We start from the raw sequence: 17,668 nt of genomic DNA, 5'->3' as shown, positions 1-17,668 counted from the left end.
CATGCGCGCACCGTCGCTCTACGAAACTGTGCTTGGCGCGCGATATGCGGAACTGGCGCCGGCCGTGCAGACCTTCCACCGCCTGACCGGCGCGGTGACGCTGCACGGCGAAGTCGAAACGGAACCGCCAGCCACGCACCTCGCACGCGTGCTTGCATGGTGCATTCGCACGCCGCGGACACCGACGCGCGGCCCGATCCGAATCACGCTCGACACTGCCGGCACGGAAGAAATCTGGACGCGCCAATTTCCCCGCCACACGATGCGCTCGACCTTGTCGCTGCACCGGGGGTACCTCACAGAGCGGCTCGGCGCGGTGCGCCTGTTCTTTGCGCTGGAGACACATTACGGCATGTTGCGGATGCGCCTGCAAGGTTTGCGCTTTCTCGGCATCCCTTGCCCTGCCTGGCTGCGGCCCGCCGTGTTGGCCGAGGAATCCGGCGACGGTGACCGCTTCCACTTCAACGTGCGCGCCAGCGTGCCGTTGCTTGGCGTGGTTGCGGCGTATCGAGGTTATCTCGACCTGAGGACGATGGAGCGCGAATGATCGTCGTCTACGATGCGCACTGCCTGCTGTGCAGCGGCTCCATCCAGTTTCTGCTGCGGCATGACCGGCAAGGCTTGCTGCGCTACGCGTCCATGCAGGGGCAAACCGGGCGGCAGCTGCTCGCGCAGGCCGGCGTAAATCCGGATGACGTGGATACCGTGCTCTTCGTGCGAGACGACCGTGCGTGGCGTGAAAGCGCCGCCATCCTGCGCATCCTGCATGCGCTTGGCTGGCCGTGGCGCTTGGCGTGGATCGGCTGGTTGATCCCTGCAACGCTGCGCGACGCGTTGTATCGCCGCGTTGCGCGCAATCGCTATCGGTGGTTTGGGCGGTCGGATACCTGCATCCTGCCGCCGCCCGGCGCGGCGCAGCGGTTTCTTGATTGACCTGCCGCTTAGCGCTGCAAGCAGAACTCTTCGATCAGCGCGGCCACCTGCTCCGGCTGATCGTGATGCAGCATGTGGCCCGCATCCGCAATCAGCACCTCCCGGAAATCTGGAAACGCCGCAAAGCGGGTTTTGAATTCAGCCAGCGGCACGTCGCCTGCAATGGCTTTTAATGTGGGCGAATCGACTGCCTCGACGTGCAGCACGGGGGCGGTAACACGGCGCCAGATTTCCATTACCTCATCCAGCCGATAAAGCTGGGGATTGATGATCTTGTGCGCGGGGTCACCGAGTATCTCCCAGCGGCCGTCGGCGTTTCGGCTCGACCAGTGCTGCGCCAGGAATGCTGCCTTGTCGGCGGGCAGGCGTGGGTTGGTCTTCTGCAGGCGCGCGGCGACGTCCTCGACGGTCGCGTAGGTGTTCAGGCGCGGCTTGTCCTTCAGCTCGTCGAGCCATCGCGCGTAGCGGCGCGGCGCCTGCGATGCCTTTGACGCCGACATGCCAAAGCCCTCCAGATCCACCACGCGCCGCACGCGTTCGGGCCGGATGCCTGCGTACAGGCACACCACGTTGGCGCCCAGGCTGTGACCGACCAGCGTCACCTGCCCTTCCGGCTGGTAGTGATCGATGATCGCTTCGAGGTCGGCCACGTAATCGGCAAACCAGTAGCTCTCCACGCCGGGGGCATCGGTCGGCCGGGCGGTCTGGCCGTAGCCGCGCCAATCCGGCGCCACGATATGCCAGCGCTCGCGCAGCGCATCGACCAGAAACTGGAACGATGCTGACACATCCATCCACCCGTGAAACAGGAACAGGATGGGCGCACCGGGCTCGCCCCATTCACGGATGTGGTAGCGCAGTCCGCGCACGGGCAGGTAGGTCGAGCGGGAGGCCTGGCGGGCGGCCGGCTGCGTGGTGGAGTCCATGGTTTCCGTCAGCGAATAGAAATCGAACGATCGTTCTTTTTCCAGCGATTATAGCGGCGAGTGGACAACCCCGTAGCGCTCAGAACGAGGCTTCCAGCGCGGCGATTTCGTCGTCGTCGAAACCGGCCTGCCGGCGCGCTTCCAGGTTGAATGGCCCGCGCAATCGCGGCGCCCCGTATTGCTCAGCCAGTTTGCGATAGGTCGGCACGGGGTCCAGGCCGGCGCGCTCGCAGAGCCAGCGGTACCAGCGGTTGCCCACCGCAACGTGGCCGATTTCGTCGCGCAGGATGATGTCGAGAATGCCCGCCGCCGCCATATCGCCGGCCTGGGCCAGCTTGGCCCGAATCGGCGGCGAGGCGTCGAGTCCACGCGCCTCCAGCGTGCGCGGCACCAGCGCCATGCGCGCGAGCGGATCGGCGGCGGTTTTCTCCGTCATCTGCCACAAGCCGTCGTGGGCGGGATGATCACCGTAGCGGCAATCTAGCGTGGCCAGATGCGCGGAAAGCAGCGAAAAGTGCGTCGCTTCCTCCGCCGCCACGCGCGTCCAGTCCTGGTAGAACGCCGCGGGCATTCCGGCAAAACGCCACACGGCATCGAGCGCAAGATTGATGGCGTTGAATTCAATGTGCGCCAGCGCGTGCAGCAGAGCGCCGCGGCCACGTGGCGTATCGATCGCACGGCGGCGTGGAACTTCGGCAGGCGGGACAAGCACGGGCGCGGCTGGGCGGCCGGGGACGCCGCCTTCCGGTGCCACCATGGCGTCATCAATGCCCCAGTTCGCGTCATCGGCACACTTGGCGCGCTCGCTCAAACGCAGCGTGGCGTCCACCTTGCTGACCGGATCAGTGAGACACAGCGCGGCCAAGGCGGCATGGCGTAGCGTGGCAGTGGGCATGTTGGAGCAGGGCTGCGAAGCGGTCATCAGCGTACAATTTGGACTTTCCGCCATTTTAATTCGACGCATCGGCCTGCCTCGCCCGGCAAGCTTGAAGACGCGCCCTTTTTCCTCATCTACGCAGATCCTGGAGACCGATCGCATGGCCCTCTACCAACTCGGCGACGTTGCCCCGAACATTGACGCAAACGCCTATGTGGCCCCGGAAGCGACCGTTATCGGCCGCGTGGAGTTGAAAGCACGTGCAAGCGTGTGGCCCGGCGCCGTCATCCGCGGCGACAACGAGCCGATCACCGTGGGCGAGGCCAGCAACGTGCAGGAAGGCTCGGTACTGCACACCGACCCGGGCTGCCCGCTGAACATCGGCGACCGCGTAACGATCGGCCACCAGGCCATGCTGCACGGCTGCACCATCGGCGAGGGCTCGCTGATCGGCATCCAGGCGGTGGTGCTCAATCGCGCGGTGATCGGCAAGAACTGCCTGGTGGGTGCTGGAGCGATTGTCACGGAGGGCAAGGTCTTCGAAGACGGCACACTCATTCTGGGTGCCCCCGCGAAGGCTGTTCGCAAACTGACGGAAGACGACATTGCTAAGATGCACCTGAACACCGAAACGTATGCGGTGCGCCAGGCGATGTACAAGCAGCAACTGAAACGGATCGATGGATGACTGACGAGCTGAAGAAATTTGTATTCGACGCCGCGCCCGTGCGCGGTGAACTGGTGCGCCTGGAAGGGACATGGCAGGAGGTGCTGAACCGCCGCCGCTACCCTGCCCCGGTCAGCACGCTGCTGGGCGAGATGATGGCCGCCGCCGCGCTGCTGTCAGCCAACCTCAAGTTCAACGGCGCGCTCGTCATGCAACTGCACGGTGATGGTCCGGTGCACATGCTCGTCGTGGAGTGCAACTCCGATCTGTCGATGCGTGCGACGGCCAAGATTGCAGAAGGCGCCGAGATTGCGGACGACGCCACGCTGGCCGCCATGGTCAACGTGCACGGCAACGGACGCTTCGCCATCACGCTCGATCCGCAAGACAAGCTGCCCGGCCAACAGCCGTATCAAGGCATCGTACCGCTGTCGGATGAGCACGGGCCGCTTGCCACCATCACCGAAGTGCTCGAGCACTACATGCAAAGCTCCGAGCAGCTTGACACGCGCCTGTGGCTTGCCGCCAACAACAAGGTCGCGTCGGGCATGCTGTTGCAACGCCTGCCTTCCTACGGCGGGGCAATGGAAGGCCGCAGCGGCCATGCGCCCGCGCAGGTCGGTGAGACCGGCCAGCCGCTGCACAAGGACGTACAGGAGCAAGACCTCGACACGTGGGAACGTGTTTGCCAGCTCGGCAAGACGCTGCGCCGCGACGAACTGCTCGAGCAGCCGATCGACACGCTCATCAAGCGCCTGTACTGGGAAGAAATGGAAGCGGCCGGCATTCGCATGTTCGAGCCGCACACCCCGCGCTTCCGCTGCTCATGCTCGCGCCTGCGTGTGGGTTCCATGCTGCGTACGCTCGGTCAACCCGAGGTCGACAGCATTCTGGAAGAGCGAGGCAAAGTGGAAATCGACTGCGAATTCTGCGGCCAGCACTACAGTTTCGACGCCGTGGATTGTGCACAGCTCTTCGCACAGGAGACCGTCGCGCAGGGCATACAGGGCGCATCTGACCAGCGCCACTGAACAAGGCGACATAGTATGAAGTACGGGTGGCGCGCGGCACTTATCGGGGCCGCCCACGCTCTAAGTCGGCAGTTTCCTCATCTGCCGCCTGCTGCGGAACGCATCATGTCTGAGTCCACTTCCTCGTCATTGCGATCGTTGAGTCTCACTCGCGCTGCTGCGCTGGCATTGCCGATTGGCGTGGCGCTGCTGGCGTCGGCCTGCGTTGCCGTACCGCGTGGTCCGGGCGGCACGCCCTACACTGCCCGGCTGTCGGACGATTCGCAGGCTGCGGCGCCGGCAACGCTGTCGGCAGAAGAGCGCAAGAAGCTGGATGCGCTGAATGCCAAGGCGCTGCGCGAATCGGATCAAGCGATCCAGCGTGATGCGCAAGCGCGCGCTTACGCGGCCGCGCCGTACTACGCGCCGTATCCGTATTACGGAGGCTATTCGGTGTATTACGGCAGCGGATGGCGCCACCGCGGCGGGTGGGGCGTCAGTTACGGCGCACCCGTTTGGGGCTATCCGTATTACTGGTAGATCCCGGCCCTTGGCTTCAGGACGAGCGCGTCGGCAGGACGCGTTCGCGTAGCGGACTCAATGATGCGGCTGCTGCCCCGCCGGAGGCGGCGGAGGCGGTGGAGTTTCGCTGGTTTTCGGCGCCGGGGCGACGAACTGCACGAAGCCCTCGTCGTCCTTTACCATCCCCAGCTCATAGCGCGCGCGCTCTTCAATGGCGCCCGTGCCTTCCTTCAAATCCTTCACTTCGCCTTCTAGCTTGGTGTTGCGCAGCTTCAGTTCAGCGTTGCGCTGATTCTGGGCCGTCACCTGCTTTTGCATGTCCCACACGCGCAGCCAGCCGCCCTTTCCCAGCCAAAGCGGGTACTGGATAGCAAGGAGCAACAGCAGCAGGAACAGCGTAATCAGGCGCATAAGGACAAGCGTTGGCGGTACTCGGGCTCCAAATACCATGCGACCGCCAGAGCGGCGGTCGCACAGTCATGCGGAGCAAAACTGCGAGGGATTATCGCAGGTTATAGAACGCCGACTTGCCCGGATAGCTGGCGATATCACCGAGGTCTTCTTCGATACGCAGCAGCTGGTTGTACTTGGCCATGCGGTCCGACCGCGACAGCGAGCCCGTCTTGATCTGGCCGGCGTTCGTGCCAACGGCGATGTCGGCAATCGTGCTGTCTTCGGTTTCGCCCGAGCGGTGCGAGATCACGGCGGTGTAACCGGCGCGCTTGGCCATCTCGATGGCTGCGAACGTCTCGGTCAGCGTACCGATCTGGTTGATCTTGATCAGGATCGAGTTGGCGATGCCCTTCTCGATGCCTTCCTTCAGGATCTTGGTATTCGTGACGAACAGATCGTCGCCCACCAGCTGCACCTTCTTACCGAGCTTCTCGGTCAGTGCCTTCCAACCGGCCCAGTCGCTCTCGTGCATGCCGTCTTCGATCGACACGATCGGGAACTTGTCAGCCAGGTTCGCCAGATAGTTGGCGAAGTCTTCTGACGACAGTTGCAGGCCCTCGCCTTCGAGGTGGTATTTGCCGTCCTTGTAGAACTCGGACGCGGCGCAATCCAGCGCCAGCAGCACGTCTTCACCGGCCTTGTAGCCAGCTTGCTCGATCGCCGACAGGATGGTGTTCAGGCACTCTTCGTTGCTGGCGAAGTTCGGTGCGAAGCCGCCTTCGTCGCCCACGGCCGTGCTCATGCCCTTGTCAGCCAGAATCTTCTTCAGCGCGTGGAAGATCTCGGCGCCGCAGCGCAGGGCTTCACGGAAGCTCGACTGGCCGACCGGCATCACCATGAATTCCTGGATGTCCAAGCTGTTGTTGGCGTGCGCGCCGCCGTTGACGATGTTCATCATTGGCACCGGCATCTGCATGGCGCCCGAACCGCCAAAGTAGCGGTACAGCGGCAGGCCGGCTTCTTCAGCGGCAGCCTTGGCAACCGCCATCGACACCGCCAGCATGGCATTCGCGCCCAGGCGGCTCTTGTTCTCGGTACCGTCCAGGTCGATCAGGGTGCGGTCCAGGAACGCCTGTTCCGACGCGTCCAGGCCCATGATGGCCTCGGAGATTTCGGTGTTGATGTGCTCGACGGCCTTGAGCACACCCTTGCCCAGATAGCGCGACTTGTCGCCGTCACGCAGTTCGATGGCTTCGCGCGAGCCCGTCGAGGCGCCAGACGGCACCGCTGCACGGCCCATCACGCCCGATTCCAGCAGCACGTCGCATTCGACGGTGGGGTTGCCGCGCGAGTCCAACACTTCGCGACCGATGATATCTACGATGGCACTCATGAAAATCCCTCTTGGTGTCTTAAAGCAGGTAACGCTACGCGATCGACAGGCAGCTCAAACGCCTTCGACCACGATCATGTTCATGTTGGCAGCCTTGGCGCGGGCATTGCGCGCAGCGAGATATTCCTCGCTGTCATAGAACGCCTTGGCGGCGTCGTAGCTCGGGAACTTGAGCACGACGATGCGAGTGGGGTTCCACTCGCCTTCCAGTTGCTCCGTCTTGCCGCCGCGCACCAGCGGCTCGGCGCCATGCGCTTGCATGGCCTTGGTCGACAGCGTCTTGTATTGCTCGTATTGCACGGGGTCTGTCACGTCCACGTACGCAAGGATGTAGCCAGCGGCCATGTGTCTCTCTCCGGAAGCCAAAACGAAAGCTGAACCGATCTGAACCGAAAACGACAGCGGCGGCTGGTGAAGCCGCCGATGGTCAGAAGAATCAGTCGAACTGATTTTCCAGGAAACCGCTGCGCTTGGTGAGCGCATCCAGTTCTTTCAGTACTGACAGCAAGTCTTTCATGCGGCGCAGCGGCACGGCATTCGGGCCATCTGATTTCGCGCATGCGGGATCGGGGTGCGTCTCCATGAAGACACCCGCCACGCCAGTCGCGACGGCTGCCCGGGCCAGCACCGGCACGAACTCGCGCTGACCGCCCGAACTGGTGCCCTGGCCGCCCGGCAATTGCACCGAATGCGTCGCGTCGAAGACGACCGGCGCGCCCGTCTCGCGCATGATCGCCAGCGAGCGCATGTCCGACACGAGGTTGTTGTAACCGAACGAGGCGCCGCGCTCGCAGGCCATGAAGTTGTCTTCCGGCAGGCCGGCATCGCGGGCCGCGTGACGCGCCTTGTCGATGACGTTCTTCATGTCATGCGGCGCAAGGAACTGACCCTTCTTGATATTGACCGGCTTGCCGCTCTGCGCACACGCGCGGATGAAATCGGTCTGGCGGCACAGGAACGCCGGCGTCTGCAGCACGTCGACGACCTCGGCCACCGGTTTGATCTCGTCGATCTCGTGGATGTCGGTCAGCACCGGCACACCCACTTGGCGACGGACTTCCGCCAGGATGCGCAGGCCTTCTTCCATGCCCAAGCCGCGGAACGAAGCGTCGGACGAACGATTCGCCTTGTCGAACGACGACTTGTAGATGAACGGAATGCCGAGCGCGCCGGTGATTTCCTTGAGCGTGCCGGCGGTGTCGATCGCCATCTGCTCGGATTCGATCACACAGGTGCCGGCAATCAGGAAGAACGGTTGGTCGAGGCCGACTTCGAAATCGCAGAGTTTCATCGTATGTCCCGTGCGCCAGCGCGTTAGGCGACAGCGCGTTGCGCGGTCTGGTTGCGATGCGCCAGCGCGGCTTCCACGTAGGCCTTGAACAGCGGGTGGCCGTCACGCGGCGTCGAGGTGAATTCCGGGTGGAACTGCACGCCGACGAACCACGGGTGCATCGACGCTGGCAGTTCCATCATTTCCGGCAGGTTTTCCGACGGCGTACGCGCCGAAATGATCATGCCGGCCTTTTCCAGCTGCGGCACGTAGTGGTTGTTCACCTCGTAGCGATGGCGATGGCGCTCGTTGACTTCCGCACCGTAGATCGCCGCGGCCTTGGTCCCCGGCTGAACCGGCACGCGCTGCGAGCCCAGGCGCATGGTGCCGCCCATATCTGAGTCGGCGGAGCGCTTTTCGACGCGGCCATCGCGATCCAGCCACTCGGTGATGAGCGCGACCACCGGGTGCTCGGTCTCATCGTTGAATTCGGTACTGTTGGCGTCTTTCATGCCGGCCAGATGGCGGGCGAATTCGATCACGGCCAACTGCATCCCCAGGCAGATGCCCAGGTAGGGCACGCCCTTCTCGCGGGCGTACTGAATTGCGCGGATCTTGCCTTCCGTACCGCGCTTGCCAAAGCCGCCCGGCACCAGAACCGCGTCGAGCGTGTCCAGAACCTGCGTATGGCCCGACTCCAGCTCTTCGGAATCGATGTACTCGATATTGACGCGCGTCGACGTATGCAGGCCGGCGTGGCGCAGCGCCTCGATCAGCGACTTGTACGACTCGGTCAGGTCGACATACTTGCCGACCATGCCGATGGTGATCTCGTGCTGGGGGTTTTCCAGCGTATGCACCATGCGCGCCCAGACGGACAGATCCGCCGGCGGTGCTTCGATGCGCAGTTCTTCGCAGATGATGCGATCCAGCCCCTGCTCGTTGAGCATCTGCGGAATCTTGTAGATGGTGTCGACATCCCACACCGAGATCACGGCGTCCTGGGGCATGTTGGCGAAGAGCGAAATCTTCGCGCGCTCGTCGTCGGGAATCGGGCGGTCGGCGCGGCACAGCAACGCGGTCGGCTGCACACCGATTTCACGCAGCTTCTGCACCGAGTGCTGGGTCGGCTTGGTCTTCAGCTCGCCGGCGCTGGCAATGAACGGCACCAGGGTCAGGTGGGCGAACGCAACTTGGTTGCGGCCCAGGCGCAGGCTCATCTGGCGTGCGGCTTCCAGGAACGGAAGCGATTCGATATCGCCCACCGTACCGCCGATTTCCACGATCGCCACGTCGGCCTTGCCGTCGTGCGATGCCGCGGCACCGCGCTCGATGAACGCCTGGATTTCGTTGGTGATATGCGGAATGACTTGCACCGTCTTGCCGAGATACTCGCCGCGACGCTCCTTACGGATCACGGATTCGTAAATCTGGCCTGTGGTGAAGTTGTTCGCCTTGCGCATCTTGGCCGAGACGAAACGCTCGTAATGGCCAAGATCGAGGTCGGTTTCTGCGCCGTCCTCGGTCACAAACACTTCGCCGTGCTGGAACGGGCTCATGGTGCCCGGGTCGACGTTGATGTAAGGATCGAGTTTGAGGAGGGTGACTTTGAGGCCGCGCGACTCGAGAATGGCCGCGAGCGAGGCGGCGGCGATGCCCTTGCCGAGTGAGGACACTACGCCACCGGTAACGAATACGAACTTGGTCATGACCTAGCTTGCCGGGGAAAGCCGGATTATAGCAAAGGTCCCCCTCCGTTCCGTGACAGAACGGTGGAATTTGCCCGAGCGCAGTCTCGTCTATGCGGCGTGCCGCATGGCGCCTGCGTTGGCGCGCATTTCGTCGATCAACTCGCGGATCAACGCGGCCGTTTCGAGCGGCTTTTCCATCGGATAAAGATGGCTGCCCTCAATCCAGCGCAGTCTACCGCCGACGATGCGCCGAGTGGCGCCCAGTCCGACCTGGCGAATCTCGCGCGATCGTGTGCCTGCCACAAAGCTGACCGGGAATGCCGTGCCGCCCGCGACCTTGCGCCCCATGTTGGTCGGCAACGTGCGGTAGATCTGGTATTCGATTTCGCGCGAGAAGCGCAGTGTGCGCTCTCGATCACGCCCAGTGGGCTCGGTGCCATGCTCGACATAGTCGCGCAGCACGTCTTCGTCCCACCGGTCGAATTTGCGTTTGGCCTTGAAGTGGCTCCAGACGGCGTCGAGATCGGGCCATAGATGGCGCCGGTTCTTTGTCGCCGCGGCAGGTGATTGGCTCTCGTCGATGTCGAGCCACTGCGCCACGCGCAGCAGCTTGGCGCGCCATCCCGCGATGATCGGCGAATCGAGCATCACGACGCCCCGCACCCGCTCGGGCCGGCGCAGCGCCGCCATCAGGCTCAGGAAGCCGCCCAAGGAATGGCCGACCAGCCAGACCGGCTCAGCCTGCGCGTCGATTTCCGCAAGCAGTTCTTTCACCAGCCCGGGCCAGGACCGCGTGACCGGAAAACGTGGATCGTGCCCAAAGCGCTCCACTGCACGAATGTCAAATTCGTCACCGAGCACGCCAAGCATCTTGCGATACGTCCCGACCGGAAAGCCGTTGGCATGCGAAAAGAGCATCACGTCGCGCATCTCGGATCCTGTGCCGTTCAGCGCGACTTCTGCGACCCGCCGGCCACGCGCTGGATCGTGGACACCTGCTCCAACGCCGGGCCGGGGGCGCGCTCCGGTGTGGCCGGGGCTTCGGCGGCGGGCGGCGCAATGCGGACGGGTCCCACCTCTGCTGAAGGGTGCCCCTCGCGGCGCAACGGGTGCGCCGGCGAAGTGCCGGTTTCCCAATCCGGATCCTCGATTTCAGCAAACACCTGGCGCAGACGCTTGCCCCACGTGCCGCGGATCATCGCGAAATAGGGGTTGTCTTCGTCGATGGCGACAAAGCGCGTCACCTGCAGGGAGTCCGCCTCGTAGACCAGCAAATCCAACGGCAAACCCACGGAAATATTCGACTTCAGCGTCGAATCCATCGAGATCAGCGCGCACTTCGCGGCTTCGTCCAGCGGTAGCCCCGGGCTGACCACGCGGTCGATGATGGGCTTGCCGTACTTGGCCTCGCCGATCTGGAAGTAGCAGTTCTCGGGCGTGGCTTCAATGAAGTTGCCCGCTGCATAGACGTTGAACAGGCGCGACCGCTCTTCGCCAATCTGCCCACCGAAGATAATGCTGACGTTGAAGTCGATCTTGGCCTTGGCCAGCGCCGCGGCGTCGCGGTCATACACGTCGCGCACGGCCTCGCCGACGATCGTGGCGGCTTCGAACATGTCCCGCGCAGTCCACAGCGAGCGCGGCTTGCCGCGTGCTTCGGTCAACACCTGGCGCACGGCCTGGCTGATTGCCAGATTCCCAGCCGTCAGCAACACCATGACGCGATCGCCTTCGCGTTCGAAGACGGTCATCTTGCGGAACGTGGAAATGGCATCCACGCCCGCGTTCGTGCGGGAGTCGGACAGGAATACAAGGCCTGCGTCCAGGCGCATGGCGACGCAATAGGTCATGGGCGAAACGGCAAACGGAAACGAAAACGGTGGGTTGCAGGCATTCTAGCGCGCCGGTCGGAACCCATCCGCGCTTGGAAGAGGTGCTCAATTCACGTCAACAGCCTCGAGTGGCAGCGGCTCGATGGAAATACGGACGTCGAGCGTCTCGGCACCTCCGCCCTGCCGCACGCCGCGAACCGGGGCAGCGGATTGGTAATCGCGCCCGACCGCCAAGCGGATGTGGCGCGTATCAGTGAAGCACTGGTGGGTGACGTCGATGCTGCACCACGTGTGGGATTCGGCATCGAGACAAACGTCCGCCCAGGCGTGGCTGGCGAGGTCTTCTTCGCCCACCGCGTGGAAATAGCCGCTGACATAGCGCGCCGGCACGCCCAGCGCGCGGCAGCAGGCGACCATCACCTGCGCCTGGTCCTGGCATACGCCGGTGCCAAGGCCAAATGCTTCCGCAGCGGCCGTGCCGACGTGGGTGGTGTTCGGCTTGTAGCGCACGCGCTTGGCGATGGCTTGCGCCAGGCGCAGCGCCGACGCGGCGTCGCCAGGCGCCAGCGCGTGCTCGCGCGCAAAGCTGATCATCTCTGGCGGCGCGGAAGTCAGCGGCGTTGTGCTCAGAAAATACAGCGGCGACACGCGATAGCGCCCTTGCCCTGGCGCGTCGACAAAGCATTGGCTGCCGGGGGAACCCGCGGGAAACGCCTCGACGACGCCGCGCGCATCGATGGTGACGTCTTCCGTACGCGTGCCGAGGGTGAAGTGATGGACGACGTTGCCGAAACCGTCGGTGGCCCGCGTGAGATTGCCGGGCGCATGGATTTGCCAGCTATCCACCTGTTGCAGCTCGCCGCTGCGAGGCGTCAGCCGCAACTCGTGCACGCTGTGGCGTAGCGGCTCGGCATAACGGTAGACCGTCGTATGTCGAATTTGGTATTTCACGATGACACGGGCGCCACCCGAAAGCGGCGCCCCGATGTATGCACAATGCCCTGCACGTCAGGCCACCTCAAGCGGCACCAGGAAATCCTGGCTGATGCCGTTGCCCAGGTCGCCGATCCGCTCCAGGAAGTTGGTCAGCCAAGCATGCAAGCCAACCGAAAAGATATCTTCGATGCGGGCGTACCGCAGGTCGGCGTGCAGTTTACCAGCGCGCCGCTCCGTCTCCGCCGATTGGCTATTGCGCACGGTCGAAAGAATGCTGACCACCTCGTCCATGCTGGCGAGCAGAGAGCGCGGCATATCGCTGCGCAGAATCAGCAACTCAGCCACGCGCGTCGGCGTGATGACATTGCGATAGATCTTGCGATACACCTCGAAGCCCGACACAGAACGCAGCGTGGCGGCCCAGTGATAGAAGTCGCCCTGCTCGGCGGCCGCTTCATCGCGCGTGGGCGTCGACTGAAACTTCACATCGAGCAGCCGGGCCGTGTTATCGGCACGCTCCAGGAAGGTCCCCAGCCGCATGAAGTGGAATGCGTCATCGGTAAGCATGGTGCCGACCTGCACGCCGCGCGACAGATGCGAGCGAAACTTCACCCATTCAAAGAATTGCGATGGATCGTCGCGCAGCATGCCTTCAGCAATCAGGCGCTGCACATCCAGCCACGTGGTGTTGATGGTTTCCCACACCTCCGTTGTGAGGGAGCCGCGCACGGCTCGGGCGTTCTCGCGCGCGCCGCGCAGGCAGCTCATGATCGACGACGGGTTGGTCATGTCGCGCACCATGAAATCAATTACGTCGTCGCGCGAAAGCAATCCGTAGCGGTCGGCAAAAACCCGCGTGAGTTCGGAAATATCAAGCATCGCCCACCAGCCCTGCTCCGCCACTTCCGCAGATTGCGGCATCAGGGAGGTCTGGTAATTCACGTCGAGCATGCGAGCGGTGTTCTCGGCGCGTTCGGTGTAGCGCGCCATCCAGAAAAGGTGGTCTGCGGTGCGGCTGAGCATGGCGTTCCCTTCTACGTATTCGATATGCGGTGGATCGATTGAGCGATTGGCAGGTTGCGTCGGCGCGCGTGCGTTCAGCGCTCCAGCACCCACGTGTCTTTCGTTCCCCCGCCCTGCGATGAGTTGACCACCAGCGAACCGGCCCGCAACGCCACACGCGTGAGGCCGCCCGGCACCATGCGCACGTCCTTGCCGGAGAGCACGAACGGCCGAAGATCGATATGGCGCGGCGCGATACCGGCTTCCACATACGTGGGGCAAGTCGACAGCGCCAAGGTGGGCTGGGCGATGTACTGATCGGGGCGCGCCTTCACCACCTCACGGAAAGCGGCAATCTCTTCCTGCGTGGCAGCCGGACCGACCAGCATGCCGTAGCCGCCTGCCCCGTGCGTCTCCTTGACCACCAGTTCGCCCATGTGGTCCAGGACGTATTGCAAGTCATCCGGCCGGCGGCACATGTACGTCGGCACGTTATTCAGGATCGGCTCCTCGCCCAGGTAGAAGCGGATCATGTCCGGCACATACGGGTAGATCGACTTGTCGTCTGCCACGCCGGTGCCGATGGCATTGCAGATCGTCACGTTGCCCGCGCGATAGACCGACAGCAGCCCCGCCGCGCCGAGCGAAGAATCCGGCCGGAAGACGAGCGGATCGAGGAAGTCATCGTCCACACGGCGGTAAATCACATCGATGCGCTGCGGGCCCTGCGTCGTGCGCATGTAGAGATGATCGTCCTGCACGAAGAGGTCGTGCCCCTCCACGAGTTCAACGCCCATCTGCTGAGCGAGGAACGCATGTTCGAAATACGCGGAGTTGTACATGCCGGGCGTGAGCACCACCACGGTCGGGTCGGCAATGTTCTGGGGCGAGACGCTGCGCAGCATGTCGAGCAGCATGTCGGGGTAATGCGCGACCGGCGCCACACGATTGCGTGCGAACAACTCCGGAAACAACCGCATCATCATCTTGCGGTTTTCCAGCATGTACGACACACCGGAAGGCACGCGCAGGTTGTCTTCCAGCACGTAGAACTCGCCCTCGCCGGCGCGCACGATGTCGATGCCGGCCACGTGCGCGTAGATGTCGCGCGGCACGTTGACGCCCAGCATGTCCGGGCGGTATTGCGCGTTGTTGTAGATCTGGTCGGGCGGGATGACGCCCGCGCGCAGGATGTTCTGCTCGTGGTAGATGTCGTGCAGGAAGCGGTTCAGCGCATCAACGCGCTGCCGCAGGCCGCGCTCGAGCGTGGCCCACTCGCTTGCGGGAAAGATGCGCGGAATGATGTCGAACGGGATCGTGCGTTCGGTGCCGCTGTTCGATTCGTCCTTGTCGCCGTACACGGCAAACGTGATACCGACGCGGCGGAAAATCAGGTCTGCCTCGGCGCGCTTGTTCTGCAGGGTCGTGGCGGATTGCGCGCCCAGCCATTCGGCGAAACGTCCGTAGTGGCTGCGAACCTCGCCCTGCTGGACGAGCGCTGCCGGGGCCGGTTCGGCGGCATGGGGGCTGCGGTCCCCGTCATGCCATTTGAGCATTTCATCGTAGAACCGGACTGCCATGCTTTTCTCCCCTGACGGCGCCGCGCGATGTACGCGGCACGTGGTTTTTATAGCACAGCGGTTTTGCCCCCCACAATGGGGCCAACCCGTTATGCCACCAAGTTTCACGGCGGGGCATCGAAGGCGCCGGCGGCCGTTGCCAGGGGGTCCACTTCGCGTGCGGAAGACCAGTAGCGCGGCCGCATGGCACGCGCGGTCTGGATGTCCAGCACATCGCCGTCGGTCTGAATGACGACGGCACCGGTCTTGTCCGTGCGCAAACCGTCGATGTCGCGCGCTACGTAGCGCTGCCAAACCTGCGGATGCGGATGTCCGTACCGATTGCGGTAGCCGACCTGGAAAACCGCCACTTGCGGAGAAACCGCGTCCAAGAACGCGCCGCTCGAGCTTGTCTTGCTGCCGTGATGGGGCACAAGCAAGATGTCTGCCATCAGTCGCCCAGGCGTTTCTGCGGCCATCAGCGCGCTTTCCTGAGCGGCTTCGATATCGCCGGTCAGCAAGGCGGCGTGGCGGCCATTGGCGATACGCAGCACACAACTGCGGGCGTTGCTGGACACGCGCTCGCTTTCAGGCGGCAAACGCCGCGGGTGCAGCACCTCAAAGACAACGCCGTCCCACGTCCATGCTTGCCCAGCCAAACAATCGGCAAAACCGATGTTGTTGGCATCGGTCGTGCCGCGCAGGGCGTGCCCCGGAGGCAAAGACGCCAACATGGTGCGCACCGGCACCGCGCCGATCACCGTTTCGGTGCCACCGGCGTGGTCGTTGTCTTCGTGGCTGACGACAAGCGTGTCGAGCGCTTCCACGCCATGTGCTCGCAGATAGGGAGCGATGACGCGGGCGGCGGCGTCCGCATGGTCTCCGTAGCGCGGGCCGGTGTCGAACAGCAGGCGATGGTTGGCCGTTTCGACCAAGGCCGCAGCGCCCTGGCCGATGTCGAACGCCACGAGCCGAAATTCGCCGGGCGATGGCAGTGGCTCGCGCGTCAGGACCAACGGCAAGAGGAGCAAGGCACCCTGCGCACGCCACGCCCATGCACGCAGGCCACCCGGCATCAGCAAGAGTGCCACCGCAACCATCGACAGCAACACTGCCCAGATGGGCCCAGCCGGCGCAACCCACACAGACCAGCGCGGCGTCGCCAGCCATTCAAGCCAAACGACCAGCCACCGGAAGCTCGCTTCGGCCAACGCCAGCACTGGCTGCGCCAGCGGGTCCGGGAGGGCCGCGCCGATCAGCGCCAGCGGTGTCGTCACGAAACTCACCGCTGGAATCGCCAGCCCATTCGCCGCAGCAGAGACGACCGACGTCTGCTGGAACAGCTGCAAGGTGAAAGGCAACAGCCCGAATGTGACCGCGAACTGAATCCGCGTACCGCCGGCGAGCGCACGGCGCGTGGTTCCAAACCAGCCGTCTGCGTTTTCACTGCGATGGCCATCGAGCGCCATCTGCGCCGCGATGAAGATGATCGCCACCGCGCCGAACGACAGCCAGAACCCCGCCGACATGACCGCCCACGGGTCCACCACCGCCACCGCGGCCGCCGCCCAGCACAGCGAGAGGCTGGCCGGCACATTCCGATCGGTAAGCCGGGCGATGGCTACGGTGGAGAGCATCAGCAGCGTGCGCTGCGCCGGCACGCCCATCCCGGCGAGCAGGCAGTAGACGAACGCCGCCAGCATGGCCGCGATGGCGCCTGCGCGCGGGGCCGGCATGCGCAGCGGCAATGGCGTCCGCACCCAGCGGGCCAGCCAGAACGAGCGACGCCACAGCGCCATCCACAACGCTGCAAACAGCCCGGCGATCATCGTGATGTGCAGCCCTGAAATGCTGACGAGGTGGCTGATGCCGGTGCGGCGGAACATGTCCCAGTCGTCGGGGGCGATGCCGCTCTGGTCGCCCATCACCAGGGCGACAATGACAGCCGCGTAGCGCCCATCGGGCAAGGCATCGAGGATGCGGTGCCGCACGCTGGCGCGCCAGCGCTCCACGCCGATTCCGAAACCGGTGCCCGCCTCATCCAGTGCAATGTTCTGCGCACGCTTGCCTGTACGCACATAGCCGACGGCCCGGATGTTGTCGGCCAGCATCGCGTATTCGCCGTCAAAGCCGCCGGGGTTGATCAGGCTGTGCGGACGCTTCAGCCGCAGCGTCAATTGCCAGCGTTGGCCGGGCTGCAGATCAGGGATGCCGACGCGTCGGTCCGGCCTTGCATCTTCCTCGCCCGCGTTGCCCCACGTGCGTGTGCCATACCAGGACAGGCGCACGCGGGCCGGCACGGCATCACCCGCATTGCTGGATTCGATGTGGAAGAGAAAGCGGGTGGCGTCATCACTGATCTGCGGCAACTCGGCCACCACGCCCGTCGCGACGATGTCCTTGCCTTCCCACGCAGGGCCGAGCGCCACGGCCATGCGCTGCTGCGCGCGCCAATCGCTCCAGCCAAAGCCTGCCGCAACGGCGGCGGCGACCAGCAACACGTGAAACAGCGTTAGCCGACGCCGCGAGACCGCCGCCAGCAATAGACAGAGCACCAGCACGCCAAGCGGCAGCCACACCGGCGCCAGCGTCGCCTGCATCTGCAATGCCACGCAGCCGGCGACAAAGCCGATCAACCGCAGACGCATGTGCGAGCG

General features: G+C 64.1%; 18 protein-coding genes. 5 read left to right on the top strand and 13 right to left on the bottom strand.

Going from position 1 to position 17,668, the window contains the following annotated elements:
- Position 1 precedes the first annotated feature (1 nt).
- Together N5B55_RS05590 and N5B55_RS05585 are read left to right on the top strand one after the other, a co-directional pair.
- The gene (locus N5B55_RS05590; protein WP_304539441.1) at positions 2 to 547 is read left to right on the top strand and encodes a DUF4166 domain-containing protein; all 546 of its coding nucleotides are present in this window, start codon (positions 2 to 4) and stop codon (positions 545 to 547) included.
- Positions 544 to 933, top strand: coding sequence for a thiol-disulfide oxidoreductase DCC family protein (locus N5B55_RS05585; RefSeq protein WP_304539440.1), 390 nt, complete (start codon positions 544 to 546; stop codon positions 931 to 933). Before N5B55_RS05590 ends, N5B55_RS05585 begins: the two co-directional genes overlap by 4 nt.
- 8 nt (positions 934 to 941) lie before the next feature.
- Here N5B55_RS05585 and N5B55_RS05580 read toward each other — a convergent pair whose 3' ends face one another.
- Positions 942 to 1,859: an alpha/beta fold hydrolase gene (locus N5B55_RS05580; protein ID WP_065857519.1), complete on the bottom strand. Its 918-nt coding sequence runs from the start codon at positions 1,857 to 1,859 to the stop codon at positions 942 to 944.
- A gap of 79 nt (positions 1,860 to 1,938) precedes the next feature.
- Positions 1,939 to 2,781 (bottom strand): ferritin-like domain-containing protein, encoded by an 843-nt coding sequence (locus tag N5B55_RS05575; RefSeq protein ID WP_304539439.1) that lies wholly within the window; start codon positions 2,779 to 2,781, stop codon positions 1,939 to 1,941.
- Positions 2,782 to 2,896: 115 nt separating this feature from the next.
- On the opposite strand from N5B55_RS05575, the gene N5B55_RS05570 reads away from it, so the two are divergent.
- From N5B55_RS05570 to N5B55_RS05560, 3 genes are all read left to right on the top strand, one after another.
- Complete coding sequence (locus tag N5B55_RS05570) at positions 2,897 to 3,424, top strand: gamma carbonic anhydrase family protein (protein ID WP_009238479.1); 528 nt, start codon at positions 2,897 to 2,899, stop codon at positions 3,422 to 3,424.
- Positions 3,421 to 4,434, top strand: a complete 1,014-nt coding sequence (gene hslO / locus N5B55_RS05565) for an Hsp33 family molecular chaperone HslO (RefSeq protein WP_304539438.1) — start codon at positions 3,421 to 3,423, stop codon at positions 4,432 to 4,434. The genes N5B55_RS05570 and hslO overlap by 4 nt, the downstream gene beginning before the upstream one ends.
- Positions 4,435 to 4,539: 105 nt before the next feature.
- Positions 4,540 to 4,953, top strand: a complete 414-nt coding sequence (locus N5B55_RS05560; protein ID WP_178959890.1) for a hypothetical protein — start codon at positions 4,540 to 4,542, stop codon at positions 4,951 to 4,953.
- Between the two features lie 57 nt (positions 4,954 to 5,010).
- Here N5B55_RS05560 and ftsB read toward each other — a convergent pair whose 3' ends face one another.
- The 11 genes from ftsB to N5B55_RS05505 form a co-directional block, all read right to left on the bottom strand.
- Positions 5,011 to 5,346, bottom strand: a complete 336-nt coding sequence (gene ftsB / locus N5B55_RS05555; protein WP_154207294.1) for a cell division protein FtsB — start codon at positions 5,344 to 5,346, stop codon at positions 5,011 to 5,013.
- 91 nt (positions 5,347 to 5,437) lie between these two features.
- A complete protein-coding gene (eno, locus tag N5B55_RS05550) occupies positions 5,438 to 6,721 on the bottom strand; it encodes a phosphopyruvate hydratase (protein WP_009238483.1) in 1,284 nt (427 codons plus the stop codon).
- Between the two features lie 54 nt (positions 6,722 to 6,775).
- The gene (locus N5B55_RS05545; protein ID WP_065857508.1) at positions 6,776 to 7,066 is read right to left on the bottom strand and encodes a DUF1330 domain-containing protein; all 291 of its coding nucleotides are present in this window, start codon (positions 7,064 to 7,066) and stop codon (positions 6,776 to 6,778) included.
- Positions 7,067 to 7,157: 91 nt separating this feature from the next.
- Positions 7,158 to 8,012: a 3-deoxy-8-phosphooctulonate synthase gene (gene kdsA, locus N5B55_RS05540; RefSeq protein WP_154207293.1), complete on the bottom strand. Its 855-nt coding sequence runs from the start codon at positions 8,010 to 8,012 to the stop codon at positions 7,158 to 7,160.
- 23 nt (positions 8,013 to 8,035) lie between these two features.
- Positions 8,036 to 9,700 carry a CTP synthase gene (locus tag N5B55_RS05535; protein WP_065857504.1) on the bottom strand — a complete coding sequence of 555 codons (1,665 nt, stop codon included), beginning with the start codon at positions 9,698 to 9,700 and terminating at the stop codon, positions 8,036 to 8,038.
- A 90-nt stretch (positions 9,701 to 9,790) separates the two neighbouring features.
- Positions 9,791 to 10,612, bottom strand: a complete 822-nt coding sequence (locus N5B55_RS05530) for an alpha/beta fold hydrolase (RefSeq protein WP_178959888.1) — start codon at positions 10,610 to 10,612, stop codon at positions 9,791 to 9,793.
- A 17-nt stretch (positions 10,613 to 10,629) separates the two neighbouring features.
- A complete protein-coding gene (locus tag N5B55_RS05525) occupies positions 10,630 to 11,532 on the bottom strand; it encodes a hypothetical protein (RefSeq protein ID WP_012761708.1) in 903 nt (300 codons plus the stop codon).
- Positions 11,533 to 11,619: 87 nt separating this feature from the next.
- On the bottom strand, positions 11,620 to 12,465 hold the full coding sequence (locus tag N5B55_RS05520; RefSeq protein WP_065857501.1) for a transglutaminase family protein: 846 nt from the start codon (positions 12,463 to 12,465) through the stop codon (positions 11,620 to 11,622).
- A gap of 57 nt (positions 12,466 to 12,522) precedes the next feature.
- Complete coding sequence (locus N5B55_RS05515; protein ID WP_012761706.1) at positions 12,523 to 13,473, bottom strand: alpha-E domain-containing protein; 951 nt, start codon at positions 13,471 to 13,473, stop codon at positions 12,523 to 12,525.
- Positions 13,474 to 13,547: 74 nt separating this feature from the next.
- On the bottom strand, positions 13,548 to 15,032 hold the full coding sequence (locus N5B55_RS05510) for a circularly permuted type 2 ATP-grasp protein (protein WP_012761705.1): 1,485 nt from the start codon (positions 15,030 to 15,032) through the stop codon (positions 13,548 to 13,550).
- Positions 15,033 to 15,136: 104 nt separating this feature from the next.
- Positions 15,137 to 17,659: a DNA internalization-related competence protein ComEC/Rec2 gene (locus N5B55_RS05505; RefSeq protein ID WP_304539437.1), complete on the bottom strand. Its 2,523-nt coding sequence runs from the start codon at positions 17,657 to 17,659 to the stop codon at positions 15,137 to 15,139.
- Between the last annotated feature and the right edge of the window lie 9 nt (positions 17,660 to 17,668).

The sequence above is a fragment of the Ralstonia pickettii genome (assembly GCF_030582395.1).
GTDB classification, from domain to species: domain Bacteria; phylum Pseudomonadota; class Gammaproteobacteria; order Burkholderiales; family Burkholderiaceae; genus Ralstonia; species Ralstonia pickettii_D.
This window is presented reverse-complemented; position numbering and strand designations above follow the sequence as displayed.

Coding starts and splice junctions, on each gene's coding strand:
- N5B55_RS05590 (WP_304539441.1), top strand. CDS start 2: ATGCGCGCACCGTCGCTCTACGAAACTGTGCTTGGCGCGCGATATGCG.
- N5B55_RS05585 (WP_304539440.1), top strand. CDS start 544: ATGATCGTCGTCTACGATGCGCACTGCCTGCTGTGCAGCGGCTCCATC.
- N5B55_RS05580 (WP_065857519.1), bottom strand. CDS start 1,859: ATGGACTCCACCACGCAGCCGGCCGCCCGCCAGGCCTCCCGCTCGACC.
- N5B55_RS05575 (WP_304539439.1), bottom strand. CDS start 2,781: ATGACCGCTTCGCAGCCCTGCTCCAACATGCCCACTGCCACGCTACGC.
- N5B55_RS05570 (WP_009238479.1), top strand. CDS start 2,897: ATGGCCCTCTACCAACTCGGCGACGTTGCCCCGAACATTGACGCAAAC.
- hslO (WP_304539438.1), top strand. CDS start 3,421: ATGACTGACGAGCTGAAGAAATTTGTATTCGACGCCGCGCCCGTGCGC.
- N5B55_RS05560 (WP_178959890.1), top strand. CDS start 4,540: ATGTCTGAGTCCACTTCCTCGTCATTGCGATCGTTGAGTCTCACTCGC.
- ftsB (WP_154207294.1), bottom strand. CDS start 5,346: ATGCGCCTGATTACGCTGTTCCTGCTGCTGTTGCTCCTTGCTATCCAG.
- eno (WP_009238483.1), bottom strand. CDS start 6,721: ATGAGTGCCATCGTAGATATCATCGGTCGCGAAGTGTTGGACTCGCGC.
- N5B55_RS05545 (WP_065857508.1), bottom strand. CDS start 7,066: ATGGCCGCTGGCTACATCCTTGCGTACGTGGACGTGACAGACCCCGTG.
- kdsA (WP_154207293.1), bottom strand. CDS start 8,012: ATGAAACTCTGCGATTTCGAAGTCGGCCTCGACCAACCGTTCTTCCTG.
- N5B55_RS05535 (WP_065857504.1), bottom strand. CDS start 9,700: ATGACCAAGTTCGTATTCGTTACCGGTGGCGTAGTGTCCTCACTCGGC.
- N5B55_RS05530 (WP_178959888.1), bottom strand. CDS start 10,612: ATGCGCGACGTGATGCTCTTTTCGCATGCCAACGGCTTTCCGGTCGGG.
- N5B55_RS05525 (WP_012761708.1), bottom strand. CDS start 11,532: ATGACCTATTGCGTCGCCATGCGCCTGGACGCAGGCCTTGTATTCCTG.
- N5B55_RS05515 (WP_012761706.1), bottom strand. CDS start 13,473: ATGCTCAGCCGCACCGCAGACCACCTTTTCTGGATGGCGCGCTACACC.
- N5B55_RS05510 (WP_012761705.1), bottom strand. CDS start 15,032: ATGGCAGTCCGGTTCTACGATGAAATGCTCAAATGGCATGACGGGGAC.
- N5B55_RS05505 (WP_304539437.1), bottom strand. CDS start 17,659: ATGCGTCTGCGGTTGATCGGCTTTGTCGCCGGCTGCGTGGCATTGCAG.